We start from the raw sequence: 16816 nt of genomic DNA on the forward strand, positions 1-16816 counted from the left end.
CCCTGTCCCCTTTCCCTGTCCCCTTTCCCTGTCCCCTTTCCCTGTCCCCTTTCCCTTTCCCCGAAAGTACAAGGAGCTTGCATGACCGCCATCAACGCAGTCACCAGCCTGGCCGTGGACGGCAATATCGCCGTGCTGACCGTCGATTCGCCGCCCGTCAACGCGCTGTCCGCCGCGGTGCGCGCCGGCATCCTGCAGGGAATCGAGCGCTGCATCGCCGATCCGGCTGTGCAGGGCATCGTGCTGGCCTGTGCCGGCAGGACCTTCATTGCCGGCGCCGATATCACCGAGTTCGGCGAGCCGTTCGTGCCGCCCGGGCTGCCCGAGGTGCAGGCTGCCATCGAGAACAGCCCCAAGCCCGTGGTCGCCGCCATCCACGGCACCGCGCTCGGCGGCGGGCTGGAGGTGGCGCTGGTATGCCATTACCGTATTGCCGCGCGCAGCGCGAAATGCGGCCTGCCCGAAGTCCATCTCGGGCTGTTGCCAGGCGCAGGCGGCACGCAGCGGCTGCCCCGGCTGGTCGGCGCGGAAAGGGCGCTGGAAATGGTCGCCTACGGCACCCATGTGCCCGCGCCCGAGGCCGCCGAGATGGGCCTGCTCGACACGCTTGCCGACGATGCCACGCTGCGCGCCGATGCGATCGCCTTCGCGCGCCGGATCGTCGAGGAGCAGCGGCCGCTGCGCAAGGTGCGCGACCTTGACGACAGGATCGCCCCCGCGCGCGGCCAGGGCGAACTGTTCGCCGCCTTCCGCAAGGCCAACGCGCGCCGCTTCCGCGGCTTCGAGGCGCCCGAGGCCAATATCCGCTGCATCGAGGCGGCGGTCGAACTGCCCTTTGACGAAGGGCTGCGGCGCGAGCGCGAGCTGTTCCAGGCGTTGATGGGGGGCACGCAGTCCGCCGCGCAGCGCTACGTCTTCTTTGCCTCGCGCCAGGTCTGGAACGTGCCCGACATCGGCGCCGATGTGCCGGCTACCCCCGTGGCCAGGGTCGGCATCGTCGGCGCAGGCACCATGGGCGGCGGCATCGCCATGAACTTCCTCAACGCAGGCATGCCGGTCACCATCGTCGAGACCACGCAGCAGGCGCTCGACCGCGGGCTGCGCACCATCCGCGCGAACTACGACAACACCATGAAGAAGGGGCGCCTGGGCGCCGCCGAGGTCGAGGCACGCATGGCGCTGCTGACGCCCACGCTGGACCTGCAGCAACTGGCCGAAGCCGACCTGGTGATCGAAGCCGTGTTCGAGAACATGGAAGTCAAGAAGGAGCTGTTCGGCCGGCTCGACCGGATCGTGAAGCCGGGCGCCATCCTGGCCACCAATACCTCGGCGCTGGATGTCGACGAGATCGCCGCGGCCACGTCGCGTCCCGAAGCCGTGATCGGGCTGCATTTCTTCTCGCCGGCCAATGTGATGAAGCTGCTGGAAGTGGTGCGCGGCGAGAAGACCGCGAAGCCCGTGGTGCGCACGTCGATGGAACTGGCCCGCAAGATCGGCAAGGTCGCGGCGCTGGTAGGCGTCTGCCCCGGCTTCGTCGGCAACCGGATGCTGGCGCAGCGGCAGCGCGAGGCGCAACGGCTGGCGCTGGAGGGCGCGCTGCCGTGGGACATCGACCGTGTGCTGTATGACTTCGGCTTCCCGATGGGCCCGTTCGCGATGAGCGACCTGGCGGGACTGGACCTGGGCTGGGTGCGCGAGCGTTCGACCGGCTCGACGCTGCGCGAGATCCTTTGCGAGATGGACCGGCGCGGCCAGAAGACCGGCGCGGGCTACTATGACTACGACGCGCAGCGCAACGCGCGGCCGTCGCCGGTGGTGGAGCGGGTGATCCGCGACTTTGCCGCGCGCCAGGGCCGCACCCGCCGCGCGGTATCCGACCAGGAAATCCTGGAGCGCTGCGTTTTCCCGATGATCAACGAGGGCGCGAAGATCCTGCAGGAGGGCAAGGCGCTGCGGGCGTCCGATATCGATGTGATCTGGAACAACGGCTATGGCTGGCCGGTATACCGGGGCGGCCCGATGTTCTATGCCGACACCATCGGGCTGGACAAGGTGGTGCGCACGCTGCGGCAGTACGAGGAAATGCTCGGCGAGGAGTTCCGGCCCGCGCCGTTGCTGGCGGACCTGGCGGCGCGCGGCAAGCGGTTTGCCGATCTGAAGTAGCCATCAGCCATCGGGCATAGGACAGGCCCGGACGGGCGCAGCCGTGCACGGCAGTGCACACGGCTGCGCCCGTCTTTGTTTTGCAGGGCGCGATGTAACGTGGAGTGAGCTATCAATCCCTCCTAGAATGCACTGACACCGAGTCCTTTGTCTCCTGTGCATCGCTTACAACTTTCGCCATGCCCATGCGTCCAGAAAACCAGCGCCTTGCCGACCTGTTGCACGCCGAAGCCGAGAACCTGGCCGATAGCTGGGCTACCGAATACCAGTCGTTGTCCGGCGGCCGCGGCTTCACCGGCAATCTTGCCAGCGAGCAGCGCTCCATCCTGCGAAGCCTCCAGGCAGCCTTGCACGCCAATGGCGATGCGGGCGGCTTCGAGCAGGCGCCGTTCGCCGACCTGCGCAAGGCGCTCGCCGACCTGTCGGCCTCGCGTGCCGCGCAAGGCGAGACCGCGGACGTGACCAGCGGCTTCGTGCTGTCGCTCAAACGGCCGATCTTCGAGGCGCTGCAGCGCGACCGCAGCAACCTGGAAGCGCAGATCGAAGTGATCTGGGCAGCGTCCGCCATCGTCGATCGGATGGCGCAGTGGACCATGTCCACCTACCAGCGCAGCCGCGAGGACATGATCCGGCGCCAGCAGCAGGAACTGCTCGAGCTGTCGACGCCGGTGATCAAGCTGTGGGAAGGGGTGCTGGCGGTACCGCTGATCGGCACGCTGGACAGCAGCCGTGCCCAGCTGGTGCTGGAAACCCTGCTGCAGCGCATCGTCGAAACCGGCTCCACGCTGGCCATCATCGACATCACCGGCGTGCCGACGGTCGACACGCTGGTGGCCCAGCACCTGCTGAAGACGGTGACCGCGATCCGGCTGATGGGCGCGGAGAGCATCATCAGCGGGATCCGGCCGCAGATTGCGCAGACCATCGTGCATCTGGGCATCGACCTGCAGGACATCGTGACCAAGGCGACGCTGGCCGACGCGCTGGCCACCGCCATGCGGCTGACGGGGCACACCGTGTCCCGCCAGCCGGTCCCCTGACCGGAGGCACACGCATGGAGCGCATTCCGATCCTGCGGATGGGGTCCTACCTGCTGGTCACGATCCAGATCGACATGCAGGACCAGACCGCGCTGCGGCTGCAGGAAGACCTGGCGGCCAGCATCGAGCAGAACACGGCGCGCGGCGTGCTGATCGACGTGTCGGCGCTGGAAATGGTCGATTCGTTTATCGGCCGCATGTTCATCGGCATTTCCGACATCGCCCGCATCCTGGGCGCGGCCACGGTCGTGGTTGGCATCCGCCCGGCCGTGGCGATCACGCTGGTGGAACTGGGACTGCCCCTGGGCGGCGTCAGGACCGCGCTCAACGTCGAGCGCGGCATGGCGTTGCTGGACAAGGCGCAGCGAGGTGAGCTCAGGTGACGCAATCCGCGCTCGGTACCACCGGAACGATCCCGCTGCGCGACGAGCGCGATGTCGTGCAGGCCCGTTCCGTCGTGCGTACGCTGACCGGCCAGTTGCAGTTCTCTCTGGTCGAGCAGACTAAGATGATTACGGCGGCCAGCGAACTGGCCCGCAATGCCGTGGTGCACGGCCATGGCGGCGAAATGCGCTGGGAATTCATCGACGAAGGCGGCCGCCGCGGCCTGCGGCTGCATTTCGAGGACAAGGGCCCCGGCATCCGTGACGTAGACCTGGCGCTGACCGATGGCTGGACCACCGGCAATGGCCTGGGCATGGGCCTGTCCGGCAGCCGCCGGCTGGTCAACGATTTCTCCATCCGCACCCAAGTCGGGGAGGGAACCTGTGTCAGTGTCACTCGGTGGAAGTAGCGAACAGGGTCCCGCCGCCGTGCTGCCCATGGACGACGCCAGCCGGGTTGGCGAAGCCCGCCGGCTCGCAGCCGACCTGTGCGCGCGGCTGGCCTTTGACAGCGTGCTGGCGGGCCGGATCGCCGTGGTGGCGAATGAGCTTTCCAGCAACCTGGTACGCCATGCCGTCGGCGGCCGGATGTTGATTGGCGCCCGCGCCGCTGGCGACAGCATGCTGATCGAGCTGATCTCGCTGGACAACGGGCCCGGCATGCGAGATCCGCAGGCCTGCATGCGCGACGGCTATTCCAGCGCAGGCAGCGCCGGGCAGGGGCTGGGCGCCGTCCAGCGCATGGCCGACGACTTCGATATCGTCAGCCGCTTCGGCCAGGGCAGTGTCATCCTGGCGCGGTTCTACCGCGACCGCGAGCCGGGCGGGTGCCCGGTGCGCGCGGCGCCGGTGCGCGGCTGCACGGTCGGGGCGGTGTACCTGGCCGCACCCGGCGAGCAGGTCAGCGGCGACGGCTGGGCCATCGCTCAGCACGATGGCGGCGCCGACGTGGTGCTTGCCGACGGCCTCGGTCATGGCCCGCTGGCCGCCGACGCAGCCAGGGCCGCGCTGGCGGCGTTTGCCGAAATGCCCTGCGCCAGCCCGTCCCAGGTCGTCGAACGCGCCCACGCGGCACTGCGCAGCACCCGCGGCGCGGCGGTCAGCGCGGCGCGGCTGGACCTGCGCGGCAACCAGATCCATTTCGCCGGGGCCGGCAATGTGATGGGCCGCGTTGTCTCCGGCACTGCCGACCGCACGCTGCTGCCGCAGCACGGCACCCCCGGAATCCAGGTGCGTGCCATCCAGGAACAGGTGATGGATTGGCCGGCCCATGCGCTGGTGATCCTGTTCTCGGATGGCGTGCAGTCGCGCTGGCAACTGGACGATGCCAGCCTGTTGCGGCACGACCCCACGGTGATCGCCGCGTTTATCGTGTGGAAGTTCGGCCGGGGCCGGGATGACGCCACCGTGCTCGTGATCCGCCGCGCCGAGGACTGAGCATGGCCAGCCACGACTACTCCCGCTTGCCGCCGGACACCCCGCTGAGCCCGGACGAACTGCGCGAGGCACTGGACGTCAAGACCCGCGAATGCGAGGGCCTGCGCGCGGAACTGGAGGAAACCAACCGCGGCGTGCTGGCGCTGTATGCGGAACTGGACATCCAGGCGGAACAGCTGCGCCAGGCAACCGAACTGAAAAGCCGCTTCCTGGCCTACATGAGCCATGAGTTCCGCACCCCCATCGTCGCGATCCAGAGCATCACCCGCCTGCTGATCGATCGCGTGGACGGTCCGCTCACCACCGAGCAGGAACGGCAGGTAATGTTCGTGCGCGAGACCGCCGCGGAGTTTGCCGACATGGTCAACGACCTGCTCGACCTGGCCAAGCTCGAAGCGGGCAGGGTCGACGTGTCGCCGGCATGGTTCGACATGGTCGCGCTGTTCGATACGCTGCGCGGCATGTTCAAGCCGGTGCTGACCAATCCCGAGGTGTCGCTGATCTTCGAGGAGCCGCACGAGGTGCCGAACCTCTACAGCGACGACCGCAAGCTGTCGCAGATCCTGCGCAACTTCATCTCCAACGCGCTCAAGTTCACGCCGCGCGGCGAAGTCCGCGTTTCCGCGAGGCTGGTGGGCGAGGGCGAGGTCATGTTCTCGGTCAAGGACACCGGCATCGGCATCCCGGTGGCGATGCACGGCGCGGTGTTCCAGGATTTCATCCAGATCGATTCGCCGCTGCAGCGCCGCCTGCGCGGCTCCGGGCTTGGCCTTGCGCTCAGCAAGCGGCTGGCCGAGGTGCTCGGGGGGCGGGTCGGTTTCGAGAGCGAAGTCGATGTGGGCTCGCGCTTCTATGTCACGCTGCCGCTCACCTATCCGGCGGCACCGGCGGCGGGCGCGGCAAAGGCATGATCATGGACCCGCTATCCACGCAGCAGGCAGCACCCTCCGCGTCGCCTCCGCGCGTACTGGTCGTCGACGACAATCCGGTCACTCGCTATTCAACCGTACGCGTGCTCAAGAACGCCGGGTTCCACACAATCGAGGCCGATTGCGGGCTGGACGCATTGCGCCTGGCGCGGACGCCGGGCATTTCCGTGATGGTGCTCGACGTCAACCTGCCCGATATCGACGGCATCCAGGTGTGCGAACAGCTGCGTGCCGACCCGGATACCGCGACGCTGCCGGTGATCCATTTGTCAGCCACCTACGTGCAGGATTACGACAAGGCGCGCGGGCTGAATGCCGGCGCCACGGCCTACCTGATCCATCCCGCCGAGCCGGAGGTGCTGATTGCCACGGTCTCGGCGCTGGCCCGCGCCGCCGCGGCCGAGCGCTCGTTGCGCGAGAGCGAGGCACGCCTGCGCGCGATCTACCAGCAGGCCACCAGCGGCATCTGCGTGCTTGACTCTCGCGGCCAGCTGGTCGACGTCAATCCCGCCATGCTGACGCTCCTGCGCAGGCCCGCCTCTGACCTGCTCGGGCGGCCCGTCACCGCGCTCGCGCCCGGCGACTTCGCCGCGCGCGCCGCCGAAGCCACTGTGTCCGCGGACGAGGGCTGGCAGGGATCGTTCCCGCTGCTCGACGCGGAGGGCGCGCCGGTCCACCTCGACTGGAGCATTTCCCCTACCACGCCATCGGGCGACCGGGTCGCGGTCGTGGCTGATGCTACCGCTCGGCTGCACCTTGAACGCCAGCAGGAGCAGCTGATCGAGCGCGAACAGGCGGCGCGTGCCGGCGTCGAACGCGTGAACCGCATGAAGGACGAGTTCATCGCCATCCTCTCACACGAGCTGCGCAACCCGCTCAATGTGATCTCCGTCTGGACCCATGTGCTGGGCCGCCACGTGAGCACGGACGAAGGACGCCGCGGGCTGGCCGCGATCGAGCGCAATGTCGCCATCCAGCAGCGGCTGGTGGCCGACCTGGTCGACGTGTCGCTGCTCAATGTCGGCAAGATGAAGCTGGAACGCGAGATGGCGAACCCGGCCACCCTCATCCGCGCCGCACTCGACAGCATGCAACTGATGGCCAGCGAGAAGCGGTTGTCGCTGGAGGCGCAGATCGCCCCGGACCTGGCGCAGGCTGCGTGGCTCGATCCGGCGCGCTTCCAGCAGATCCTGTGGAACCTCATCTCCAACGCGATCAAATTCTCGCCTGAAGGCGCCACCGTCCGCGTGATCGCGAAGTCCGATGCGGAAACGCTGAGCGTGTCCGTGGTCGACGCGGGCCGCGGCATCGATCCGGAATTCCTGCCGTTCCTGTTCAACCGCTTTACCCAGAGCGACGGCCCCGATCGTCGCGTGCAGGGCGGGCTGGGCCTCGGGCTGGCGATCGTCAAGCGCCTGGCCGAGATGCATGGCGGCATCGTGCAGGCCTGCAGCGAGGGGGTCGGCCGCGGCGCCACCTTTGAAATTGCCATCCCGCTGCTGGCGCCGGGCACCGAGCCAGTGGAGGCAGAAGCTGCCGGCGGCACTGACCACGGCGCACCCGAGAGCGCAACGCGGCTGGACGGACTCGATATCGTGCTGGTGGAAGACGACAGCGATGCGGCCGCCGCCCTCACTGCCATCCTGGCCGGCTTTGGCGCCCATGTCCGCAGCGCGCGCGACAGCGACGACGCCCTGGCGCAGATGGCGAACGCCACGCCGGACCTGATCATCAGCGACATCGGCTTGCCTGGCCGCGACGGCAATGAACTGATCCGCGAAGTGCGCGCGCAGGAGGTGATCGGCTCGCGTGCGCGCGTGCCGGCCATCGCCCTGACTGCCTTCACGCGCCAGCAGGACCGGCGCCTGGCAATGGAAAGCGGCTTCGATGCGGTGTGCGCGAAGCCGCTGCGCCTGCAGGAACTGATCAGCGCAATCGAGATGGCGCTGCCGGGCGGAAAGTACGGCTAGGCCATACTGGCATTGCTTACGCCAATGCCCCATCGGAATAGATGTTGAACTTGCGCGCCGGGTCAGCCGATACACCACTGCGGTCCATGCCTGCCAGTGCACCGTCGGAATAGACGTCGAACTTGCGCGCCGGGTCAGCAGATACACCGCTGCGGTCCATGCCTGCCAGTGCACCGTCGGAATGGACGTCGAACTTGCGCGCCGGATCAGCAGATACACCGCTGCGGTCCATGCCTGCCAGTGCACCGTCGGAATGGACGTCGAACTTGCGCGCCGGATCAGCAGATACACCGCTGCGGTCCATGCCATAGAGAGACTGCGCATTGGCGGACGGAGCCTCGGTGCTGGCGCCTTCGGCGAACACGTCGAAGCGGCCGGCGCGTGCGCTGTCGCTATATGCATCACGCATGTCGACCCGGAAGGAATAGCCGTACTTGTCGCCGGCGTGCCCGCTGTCGCGCGGCGTGGCGGCATGGGCGATGCTGGCGGTGCAGGCCACTGCGATCGCGGCGGTGGCAAGGAACGTGTGAGCGAACTGTCGAATCATGGCGGTACTCCGATGAACGGTAACAAGAGGGCAGAACGCTGCAGCGTCCGCTTGCATTTACGCAGGAGCCATGCCACCGGATGCAGCGGGAAGAAAATGCCGCCGACGTCCCGCTACCCGGGGAAATGCCGTTCGTCCATGACAAGAGTGTTGGGCGCGGCCCGACTTGCGGCGCATGCTTCGCCCATGCCAACCAACAACCTGCATCGCCACGGAGCCTCCTGTCCCGCGCCTCACTCAGCGTTTACCCGGTGCCGATTTCCGTCCCGTGTAAGAAGCAGGTAAGGGGCGGCCATTACCTTATGCAGCACGGACTCGCGGCGTCCCGCCGCGGGTGCGTCCGGCAAGACCACGCATAGATGGCAGGAGACAGGAATGCATGAAGATCTGGTCAGGCGACTGAAGGCCAATCCCAATTATCTGCAGCTGGTGCGCAGGCGTTCGCGCCTAGGCTGGCTGCTGACCGCGGCAATGCTGGTGATCTACTACGGCTACGTGCTGTTGATCGCCTTCGACAAGGAACTGCTGGCCAGGAAGATGGGCGAGGGCGTGATGACGTGGGGCATGCCGATCGGGCTGTTCGTGATCGTGTTCACGGTGCTCATCACCGGGCTGTATGTGCAGCATGCCAACCGCACCTACGACGAGCTGACCGAACGTATCAAGCGGGAGGTCGCATGAACGCCCGCCACGCAATTCTCGGCGCCGCGGCGCTGCTGCTGTCGGCGGGCGTGTTCGCCGCCGGCGGCGACATGGGGCAGGCCGTGCGCCAGCCGACCAACTGGACCGCCATCGGCATGTTCGTGGTGTTCGTGCTCGGCACGCTGTACATCACCAAGTGGGCCGCGTCCAAGACCAAGTCGGCCGCTGCGTTCTACACGGGCGGCGGCGGCATCACCGGCTTCCAGAACGGCCTGGCGATCGCCGGCGACTTCATGTCGGCGGCGTCGTTCCTGGGCATCTCCGCTGCGGTGTATGCCAACGGCTATGACGGCCTGATCTATTCGATCGGCTTCCTGGTGGGCTGGCCGGTGATTACGTTCCTGATGGCCGAACGGCTGCGCAACCTGGGCCGCTTCACCTTTGCCGACGTCGCCGCATACCGCTTCAAGCAGGCGCCGGTGCGCGCGTTCGCGGCATCGGGCACGCTGGTGGTGGTGGCGTTCTACCTGATCGCGCAGATGGTCGGCGCGGGGCAGCTGATCAAGCTGCTGTTCGGGCTGGAATACTGGGTCGCCGTGGTCATCGTCGGCGCGCTGATGATGGTGTACGTGCTGTTCGGCGGCATGACCGCGACCACCTGGGTGCAGATCATCAAGGCGTGCCTGCTGCTGGGCGGGGCCTCGTTCATGGCATTCATGGTGCTGGCGCAGTATCACTTCAGCCCCGAGGCGCTGTTCGCCAAGGCGGTGGAGGTCCATGCCAAGCAGGAATCGATCATGAGCCCGGGCAACTTTATCAAGGACCCGATCTCCGCGATCTCGTTCGGCATTGCGCTGATGTTCGGCACCGCCGGCCTGCCGCACGTGCTGATGCGCTTCTTTACCGTGCCCAATGCCAAGGAGGCGCGCAAGTCGGTGTTCTGGGCCACCACGTGGATCGGATACTTCTACATCCTGACCTTTATCATCGGCTTCGGCGCGATCGTGCTGGTGGGCACCAACGCGAGCTTCCAGGACGGCAGTGGCAAGTTGCTGGGCGGCATCAACATGGCGGCGGTGCACCTGGCCAGCGCGGTGGGCGGCAACGTGTTCCTCGGCTTCATCTCCGCCGTGGCCTTTGCCACCATCCTCGCGGTGGTCGCGGGCCTGACGCTTGCCGGCGCCTCGGCCGTCTCGCACGATCTCTATGCCACGGTCTTCAAGAAGGGACAGGCAACGAGTTCGGTCGAACTGCGCGTGTCGCGCATCACCACCATCATCCTCGGCCTGGTCGCGGTGGTGCTTGGCATCGTGTTCGAGAAGCAGAACATCGCCTTCATGGTGTCGCTGGCGTTTGCCGTGGCGGCGTCGGCCAACTTCCCGGTGCTGTTCATGTCGGTGCTGTGGAGGGGCTGCACCACGCGCGGCGCCACGGTTGGCGGCTTTATCGGGCTGTTGTCGGCGGTGGTGCTGACCATCCTGTCGCAGGCGGTGTGGGTGGACGTGTTCCACTTCAGCAGCGCGCCGTTCCCGTACACGTCGCCGGCGCTGTTCTCGATGACGGCCGGTTTCCTGGGGATCTGGTTCTTCTCGGTGACCGACAAGTCCACGCGGGCCCGCGTGGACAAGGCCGGCTTCGAGGCGCAGGAGCTGCGCTCCGAGACCGGCATCGGCGCGGTGGAGGGAGCCAGCCACTGAAGCAGGCAGGTAACTACCGGCAAATGTGAAGCAAGCATGGCGCCCGGGCATTCGACCATCGTCGGATGCCCGGGCGCCATGCATTTGGGACCCTGGCTCGGCGCGTTGTCAAATTCCATTGAACATTTTGTCAATGTCGATTGGGATTGTATAGGCTATTTATCCAAGCAAGAATGATGGGCTGACCGCGCCACACCATGGCGCCACACCACGGCCACGCCTGCCATGCGTGCCGCCAGCCCGGCATGGGCTACGATTTCCCAAAGACGGCTCGTACCCCGAAACAGCCCAAGGAGACAGACTTGCAGACGCCCGAATCATCCCAAGGCATCGACTTCCCGCTTGAGGGCGTGCGCGTACTCGATCTGTCGCGTGTGTTCGCCGGCCCGCTGTGCGGCCAGGTCCTGGCCGACTTCGGCGCCGAAGTCGTCAAGGTCGAGCACCCGGGCCGCGGCGACGATACGCGCGACTGGGGCATGCGCATCGGCAAGACCGAGACCACGTACTTCAACAGCATGAACCGCAACAAGCGGTCGATCACGCTGGACCTGCAGAGCAAGGAAGGCGTGCAGATCGTCTATGACCTGTTGCCGCAGTTCGACGTGGTCATCCACAACTTCAAGACCGGCGGCGCCGAGAAGCTGGGCCTGGGCTACGAGCAGCTCAAGGCCATCAAACCCGAGCTGATCTATTGCGCGGTCTCCGGCTACAACAGCAGCGGCCCCGAGGCCAAGCGCCCCGGCTACGACCTGGTGATCCAGGGCGAAGCCGGGCTGATGGCGCTCAACGGCGAAGCGGACACGCCGCCACTGAAGTTTGGCGTGGCCGTGGTGGACCTGATGACCGGCATGTACGCCGCGCAGGCCGTGCTGGCGGCACTGTTCCGCCGCGAACGCAAGGGCAAGGGCCAGCTGATCGAGATGGCGCTCTACGACTGCGGCCTGATGGTGACCGGCTACTACGGCCTGGACGCCATGCTGCTGGGCCGCGATCCGGCCCGCTACGGCAATGCCCACCCGTCGATCGTGCCCTACGGCATGTTCGAGGCCGCCGATGGCCCGCTGATCATTGCGGTCGGCAACAACAGCCAGTTCGACAAGTTCTGCCGCCAGGTGATCGAGCGTCCGGACATCGTCGAGGATCCGCGCTATGCCACCAATGTGGAGCGCGCCAGGAACCGCGAGACGCTGACCCCGCTGATCACGGGCCTGATCCGCAGCTTTGCGCGCGACCTGCTGCTCGAACGCATGAGCGCCTGCGGCATTCCGTGCGGCAAGGTGGCCGGGCTGCACGAGGCCCTCACCAGCGAGCGCACGCGCCAGGGCGGCCTGCTGCGCGAGATGCCGCACCCGGTCGCCGGCACCACCCATGTGTTCGCGCCGCCTTACCGGCTCGATGGCCAGCGCCTGCCGATCCGCAGCGCGCCGCCCACGCTGGGCGAAGGCACGCGTGCCGTGCTGCAAAACCTGCTGCAGATGAGCGATGAGCAGCTGCAGGCGCTGCAGGCCAGCGGCGTGCTGACGCTGCCGGACGCGCCCGCGTCCGCCTGAGCATTCGCGCCGCGCGTCGTGCCATGCAGGCCATGGCCCACGCGCAGCGCGCCCGGCAAGGGGGCTGGATTGCCTTGCGCTGATTCAACTGGAACATGAAAGTGCGTATTCGAGACATTACCCGTATGGTTCACTCCCGCCGCCGCGCGCTCCTGGCGCTGGCCGCCGCACCGCTGCTGGCCAGCGGCGCCTTCGCCCAATCGTGGCCGGCCAAGCCCATCAAGCTGGTCGTGCCGTTCCCGCCGGGCGGGCCCACGGATACCGCATCGCGCATCGTCGGCCAGAAGCTGGGCGAAGCCCTCAAGCAGCCGGTGGTGGTGGAAAACCGCGCCGGCGCGTCGGGCTCCATCGCCGCGGCCCAGGTCGCCAAGAGCGCGCCGGACGGCTACACGCTGATGATGCTGGCCACGCCGACGCTGCTGGCGCCGTTCCTGTACAAGAAGGCGGGATACGACACCACCAAGGATTTCACGCCGGTGGCCACGGTCTATGACCTGCCCATCGTAGTGGTGGTCAACCCGACGCTGCTGCCCAACGTGACCGACCTGTCCAAGCTGATCGCGCAGGCCAAGGCGCAGCCGGGCAAGCTCAACTACACCAGTTCGGGCGCCGGCAGCTTCGGCCACCTGAGCATGGAACTGCTCAAGCAGATGGGCGGCTTCGAGATGCAGCACGTGCCCTATAAGGGCGGCGTGCCGGCGATCAGCGACACCATCGGCGGGCAAGTGCCCATCATGTATGCCGACCTGGTCGCGGCGCTGCCGCACATCCAGGCCGGCAAGCTGCGCGCCATCGCCGTCGGCTCGCCTCAGCGCGTCGCCATGCTGCCCGACGTCAAGACCATTGCGGAGCAGGGCTTCAAGGGTTATGACGCAGTGTCGTGGGGCGGCCTGCTGGCGCCCCCGGGCACGCCCAAGGACGTGGTCGACCGCATCTCCGGCGAAGTCGGCAAGATCCTGGCCGACAAGGACGTGCAGGACAAACTGCTGAAGGCGGGCGCCATCGCCAGCTACCAGGCGCCGGCGCAGATGAGCCAGCGCATCCGCGCGGACTATGCCAAGTGGGGCAAGGTCATCCGCGACAAGGGTATCGCGGTCGAATAACGGCCGGGCAGTGCCCGCAGGCCGGAACCGCCGCGATGGCGCGCCCGGCCTGAATCACCGGTGCCATCCACGCAAAGTGTTCGTACACCCACATGAAAGCCCACGTAGCCAGGCACCATGTGCGCTTGTGCAGCCTTGCGAAAACCGACACTTGTATGACCCACCAACTAGCGACTAGCTTGAAAGCCTTGGGCCGATTCACGATGGGGCAACATGATGGAAAGGATCCTTGGGCGCCTGGTTTCGGTGGTTGCAGCAGGTGTTGCTGCGTGCCTTTTCTGCGTCGGCGGTGCATGGGCCTCCGACATCGCATGCAAGTCGCCGCCGGGCGAATCCACGGTCCGCTGCTTCAATCCGGACGGTTCCGGCGTGCGATGCACGATTGTTGCCACTGACGAGCCCAGGCCGCGCCAGCGCCACGGGCTGATCTGCGATTCGTCCCGGTTGTCCGACCGCTACGAGAAAATCTACGCCGAGCAGCAGCGGATGTTGCGCAAGGGCAGGATCGACGATGGCGACATCTCGGCGTGGCGTGCGCGGCGTGATGCGTGCGACTCGGCGCGCTGCCTGGAAAGCCTGTTCGCAAAGTTCTGGCGGGAACGGGACTCGATGAAAACTGCTTCGGAGCGGCCTGTCCCCACGCCGCCCCGGGCCAAGGTGCCGAAGGCCTCGTCCACACCAGCTACGCCGGCCACCGCAGTCATCTCGCCTATCTCGCCTATCTCGCCTATCTCGCCTATCCCGCCGACCCCGGTGCCGCCCCAGGCACTGACCGCCGCTCATGAAGAGACGACTGCGCAGCCCGTGCCGGATCCATCACCGGCGGCAGCATTGCCTGCTCCGCAAGCGGTCCTGATCGCGCAGGTGATGGCACAGCCGGCTCCCGCGGCTGCGCCAGCGCCGGCAGCCCGGGAAATGGAATCGCTCCCGTTCATCGAAAGCTTCAACACCACCCCCGCCGTGTCCTACCCGGCCGCGCTGACCGCGGAGAGTGTGTTTTCCGGGCTGGCGGTGCTCGGCATGGGGGCAGGTTTCCTGTGGACACGGCGAACGGCGGGACCAGGGCGCGCACGGTCTCGCAGCATCTCCGCAGCCATCGCGATCCTTTTCTTCGGCTTGCTGCTGGTGAATGCACTGTTGCTGCCGTTTACGCTCGCCTTGTAGCCGCGATGGATGAACGGACGAGGCTCATTGCCGGTGGCGTTCGAGGAACTCCGCGATCACCGGGTTGACCGTCTCCGGATGCGTCAACGGGCCCATGTGCCCGAGCTGCGCGAACTCCACCACTTCCACCCGCGGCAATGCCGCCGCCAGCAGCCGCGCCACGGCATGCGCTGACCGCGTCGAGCGCTTGCCCACCAGGCAGAGCACCGGTACGTCGAGTGACCGGAATGCCTGCAGCGGCGTGGGCTCGGTGAACAGCGCGTGCGCCCAGCGGCGGACATTCTTCACCGACGCGGCAATCGGTGCCTTGCGTTGCGCGGGGGTCTGCCGCCACGCTCCCGCTCCCATCCAGTAGTCGATAAAGTGTTCGGCGGCGGCGTCCTCGTTGCCGGCGTCGAGCGCGGCCGCCGCGGCGGCGACGGTATGGCGAATGCCATCGGCGTCATTCGGCGCGGGCTGCTGCGCATCGAGCAGCGAGAACAGCGTGGGCTCGTACAGCACGAGCGCGCGCACGCGGCCGGGCTGCGCCAGCGCGGCGACCAGTGCCACCGCGGCGCCATACGAATGCCCCACCAGCGCCGGCGATGCGCCAGCCTTGCCAAGCACCGGCTCGATCAGCGCCACCTCGTCGCGCAGCGAAATGACCCGGTCCGAGGGCCAGCGCGGACCCTGGCCCGCGTCATAGGAATCCGGCGCCAGCACGTGGAAGCGCGGGGCGAGCTGTTCCATCAACGCACGCCATTGTCCGGAGGTGCCGGCATTGGCATGGATGCAGACGACGCCGGGTCCGGCTCCGGCCTCGCGGCAGAAGGTCTGGGAGGGCACAGGCAAGGATGCCGAGTGGAATGAACGCATGACAGTCTCCTCAGGTGGGTTGGATCTGCGCGGCAGCGAGGGGCAGGGGGCGTGCCTCGCGGATCGGCAGATGCAGCATGGCGGCAAGCAGACAAAGCGCGATGTCGGCGAGCCACATCCAGTCGTAGCGGCCGGTCATCTCGAAGGCCTTGCCACCAAGCCAGGCGCCCAGGAATCCACCAAGCTGGTGCGACAGCATGACGACGCCGAACAGCGTGGCCAGGTAGCGGGCACCTCGCAACCTGGCGACCAGCCCAACGGTCGGCGGGACCGTCGACAGGTACGTGAAGCCGAGTCCGGCAGCGAACAGCGCGAAGGTCACCGGCGTCTTGGGCGCCATGAAGAACGCCAGGATCAGCAGCCCCCGTGCGAAGTAAAGGGCGGTCAGCGCGTATTTCATCGACACGGTCTGGATGGCCTTGCCGATGAACAGGCTCCCCAGGATGTTGCACAGGCCGATCAGCGACAGCGACCACGCGCTGACTGTGGCGGGCATTCCACAAAGCGCCACCACGCCGGGCAGGTGCGTCGAAATGAACGCAATGTGGAAGCCGCAGGCGAAAAAGCCCGCGTTGAGCAGCAGGAAGCTGGGATCGCGCACCGCGCCTTTCAGTGCCGTGCCAACCGAGCCGCCGGCAGCGGTTCCGGTGTGGGCGACGGCATGGGCCGGCGCCGCGCGGGTGATGGCCCGGATTGCCGGGATCGCGGCCAGGCCCGCCGCCCCGAGCAGCACCAGGGCCGGCTGCCAGCCCGCGGAGCCGATCAGCAACTGGGTCAGGGGCAGGATCGTGAACTGGCCGACCGAGCCGCCCGCGTTGACAATGCCGCTCGCCAGGGCGCGATGTGCCTCGGGGATCAGCCGGTTCGCCGCCGACATCAGCATGGCTGGCCCGATCGCGCCAGAGCCCGCAGCGGCGGCCACCCCGATCAGCAGCATCAGCGCGATGGCACTGTCCGCGGCCGGCGTGGCCGCGACCGCGGCGGCAAACAGCGTGGCGCCGGCGATCATCACCGGCCGCGGCCCCCAGCGGTCCGCGATCGCGCCTGCCACCGGCTGCGCCACCCCCCACATCAGCTGCGACACGCCGAAGGCCAGGCTGACGGTGGCATAGCCGACGCCGGTATGAGAGTTGAGTAAGCTGATGAAGAGCGGCAGCGACTGGCGCAGGCCCAGCCCCAGCGCGAAAACCGCTCCGGCCGCGAGCGCGATGGTGAGATGACCGCGGCTGCGCACATGCACGGTGGTGTCCATGATCCCGTCTCCTTTCCTGTGTTCAGGTCGTTCAGGTCGTTCAGGTGCCGATCTTTTGCCGCGTGCGTGGAAGATGGCGTGGTA

General features: G+C 67.3%; 15 protein-coding genes. 12 read left to right on the forward strand and 3 right to left on the reverse strand.

Going from position 1 to position 16816, the window contains the following annotated elements:
* Window positions 1-81: 81 nt before the first annotated feature.
* The 7 genes from IPF36_RS03940 to IPF36_RS03970 all read left to right on the forward strand — a co-directional run bounded on the left by IPF36_RS03940 (window position 82) and on the right by IPF36_RS03970 (window position 7922).
* On the forward strand, window positions 82-2163 hold the full coding sequence (locus tag IPF36_RS03940; RefSeq protein ID WP_195427361.1) for a 3-hydroxyacyl-CoA dehydrogenase NAD-binding domain-containing protein: 2082 nt from the start codon (window positions 82-84) through the stop codon (window positions 2161-2163).
* A 185-nt stretch (window positions 2164-2348) separates the two neighbouring features.
* Window positions 2349-3203, forward strand: coding sequence for an STAS domain-containing protein (locus tag IPF36_RS03945; RefSeq protein WP_195427465.1), 855 nt, complete (start codon window positions 2349-2351; stop codon window positions 3201-3203).
* Window positions 3204-3217: 14 nt separating this feature from the next.
* Window positions 3218-3586 (forward strand): STAS domain-containing protein, encoded by a 369-nt coding sequence (locus IPF36_RS03950; protein WP_195427362.1) that lies wholly within the window; start codon window positions 3218-3220, stop codon window positions 3584-3586.
* Entirely contained in the window at window positions 3583-3996 is a 414-nt protein-coding gene (locus IPF36_RS03955) for an anti-sigma regulatory factor (protein ID WP_063239230.1), read from the forward strand. The genes IPF36_RS03950 and IPF36_RS03955 overlap by 4 nt, the downstream gene beginning before the upstream one ends.
* Before the next feature lie 28 nt (window positions 3997-4024).
* The gene (locus tag IPF36_RS03960) at window positions 4025-5023 is read left to right on the forward strand and encodes an ATP-binding SpoIIE family protein phosphatase (RefSeq protein ID WP_195427363.1); all 999 of its coding nucleotides are present in this window, start codon (window positions 4025-4027) and stop codon (window positions 5021-5023) included.
* 2 nt (window positions 5024-5025) lie between these two features.
* The gene (locus tag IPF36_RS03965; RefSeq protein WP_195427364.1) at window positions 5026-5934 is read left to right on the forward strand and encodes a sensor histidine kinase KdpD; all 909 of its coding nucleotides are present in this window, start codon (window positions 5026-5028) and stop codon (window positions 5932-5934) included.
* A 2-nt stretch (window positions 5935-5936) separates the two neighbouring features.
* The gene (locus tag IPF36_RS03970) at window positions 5937-7922 is read left to right on the forward strand and encodes a response regulator (RefSeq protein ID WP_195427365.1); all 1986 of its coding nucleotides are present in this window, start codon (window positions 5937-5939) and stop codon (window positions 7920-7922) included.
* Window positions 7923-7938: 16 nt separating this feature from the next.
* On the opposite strand, the gene IPF36_RS03975 is transcribed toward IPF36_RS03970, so the two are convergent.
* Window positions 7939-8469 (reverse strand): hypothetical protein, encoded by a 531-nt coding sequence (locus IPF36_RS03975; protein WP_135702668.1) that lies wholly within the window; start codon window positions 8467-8469, stop codon window positions 7939-7941.
* Window positions 8470-8844: 375 nt separating this feature from the next.
* Between IPF36_RS03975 and IPF36_RS03980 the strand changes: the two genes are divergently transcribed.
* From IPF36_RS03980 to IPF36_RS04000, 5 genes are all read left to right on the forward strand, one after another.
* Window positions 8845-9150, forward strand: coding sequence for a DUF485 domain-containing protein (locus IPF36_RS03980; protein ID WP_133094690.1), 306 nt, complete (start codon window positions 8845-8847; stop codon window positions 9148-9150).
* Window positions 9147-10808, forward strand: coding sequence for a cation acetate symporter (locus IPF36_RS03985; protein WP_133094691.1), 1662 nt, complete (start codon window positions 9147-9149; stop codon window positions 10806-10808). The genes IPF36_RS03980 and IPF36_RS03985 overlap by 4 nt, the downstream gene beginning before the upstream one ends.
* A gap of 302 nt (window positions 10809-11110) precedes the next feature.
* The gene (locus IPF36_RS03990; RefSeq protein WP_135702667.1) at window positions 11111-12358 is read left to right on the forward strand and encodes a CaiB/BaiF CoA-transferase family protein; all 1248 of its coding nucleotides are present in this window, start codon (window positions 11111-11113) and stop codon (window positions 12356-12358) included.
* 125 nt (window positions 12359-12483) lie between these two features.
* Window positions 12484-13461 carry a tripartite tricarboxylate transporter substrate binding protein gene (locus IPF36_RS03995; RefSeq protein WP_133094693.1) on the forward strand — a complete coding sequence of 326 codons (978 nt, stop codon included), beginning with the start codon at window positions 12484-12486 and terminating at the stop codon, window positions 13459-13461.
* Window positions 13462-13674: 213 nt separating this feature from the next.
* A complete protein-coding gene (locus tag IPF36_RS04000) occupies window positions 13675-14625 on the forward strand; it encodes a GntR family transcriptional regulator (RefSeq protein ID WP_195427366.1) in 951 nt (316 codons plus the stop codon).
* 24 nt (window positions 14626-14649) lie between these two features.
* Here the strand turns inward: IPF36_RS04000 and IPF36_RS04005 are convergent, their stop codons facing one another.
* Both IPF36_RS04005 and IPF36_RS04010 read right to left on the reverse strand, forming a co-directional pair.
* Window positions 14650-15480: an alpha/beta fold hydrolase gene (locus tag IPF36_RS04005; protein WP_133094695.1), complete on the reverse strand. Its 831-nt coding sequence runs from the start codon at window positions 15478-15480 to the stop codon at window positions 14650-14652.
* 10 nt (window positions 15481-15490) lie between these two features.
* A complete protein-coding gene (locus tag IPF36_RS04010; RefSeq protein ID WP_195427367.1) occupies window positions 15491-16732 on the reverse strand; it encodes an MFS transporter in 1242 nt (413 codons plus the stop codon).
* Between the last annotated feature and the right edge of the window lie 84 nt (window positions 16733-16816).

Origin of the sequence: Cupriavidus sp. IK-TO18, assembly GCF_015549295.1 — a bacterium.
In the GTDB taxonomy this organism is placed as follows: Bacteria; Pseudomonadota; Gammaproteobacteria; order Burkholderiales; family Burkholderiaceae; genus Cupriavidus; species Cupriavidus oxalaticus_A.

Bases quoted from the DNA above. Each gene is read 5' to 3' on its own strand.
- IPF36_RS03970 (WP_195427365.1), top strand. From the start codon at position 5,937: ATGGACCCGCTATCCACGCAGCAGGCAGCACCCTCCGCGTCGCCTCCG.
- IPF36_RS03995 (WP_133094693.1), top strand. From the start codon at position 12,484: ATGGTTCACTCCCGCCGCCGCGCGCTCCTGGCGCTGGCCGCCGCACCG.
- IPF36_RS03980 (WP_133094690.1), top strand. From the start codon at position 8,845: ATGCATGAAGATCTGGTCAGGCGACTGAAGGCCAATCCCAATTATCTG.
- IPF36_RS04005 (WP_133094695.1), bottom strand. From the start codon at position 15,480: ATGCGTTCATTCCACTCGGCATCCTTGCCTGTGCCCTCCCAGACCTTC.
- IPF36_RS03965 (WP_195427364.1), top strand. From the start codon at position 5,026: ATGGCCAGCCACGACTACTCCCGCTTGCCGCCGGACACCCCGCTGAGC.
- IPF36_RS04010 (WP_195427367.1), bottom strand. From the start codon at position 16,732: ATGGACACCACCGTGCATGTGCGCAGCCGCGGTCATCTCACCATCGCG.
- IPF36_RS03960 (WP_195427363.1), top strand. From the start codon at position 4,025: ATGGACGACGCCAGCCGGGTTGGCGAAGCCCGCCGGCTCGCAGCCGAC.
- IPF36_RS03945 (WP_195427465.1), top strand. From the start codon at position 2,349: ATGCGTCCAGAAAACCAGCGCCTTGCCGACCTGTTGCACGCCGAAGCC.
- IPF36_RS04000 (WP_195427366.1), top strand. From the start codon at position 13,675: ATGATGGAAAGGATCCTTGGGCGCCTGGTTTCGGTGGTTGCAGCAGGT.
- IPF36_RS03985 (WP_133094691.1), top strand. From the start codon at position 9,147: ATGAACGCCCGCCACGCAATTCTCGGCGCCGCGGCGCTGCTGCTGTCG.
- IPF36_RS03975 (WP_135702668.1), bottom strand. From the start codon at position 8,469: ATGATTCGACAGTTCGCTCACACGTTCCTTGCCACCGCCGCGATCGCA.
- IPF36_RS03950 (WP_195427362.1), top strand. From the start codon at position 3,218: ATGGAGCGCATTCCGATCCTGCGGATGGGGTCCTACCTGCTGGTCACG.
- IPF36_RS03940 (WP_195427361.1), top strand. From the start codon at position 82: ATGACCGCCATCAACGCAGTCACCAGCCTGGCCGTGGACGGCAATATC.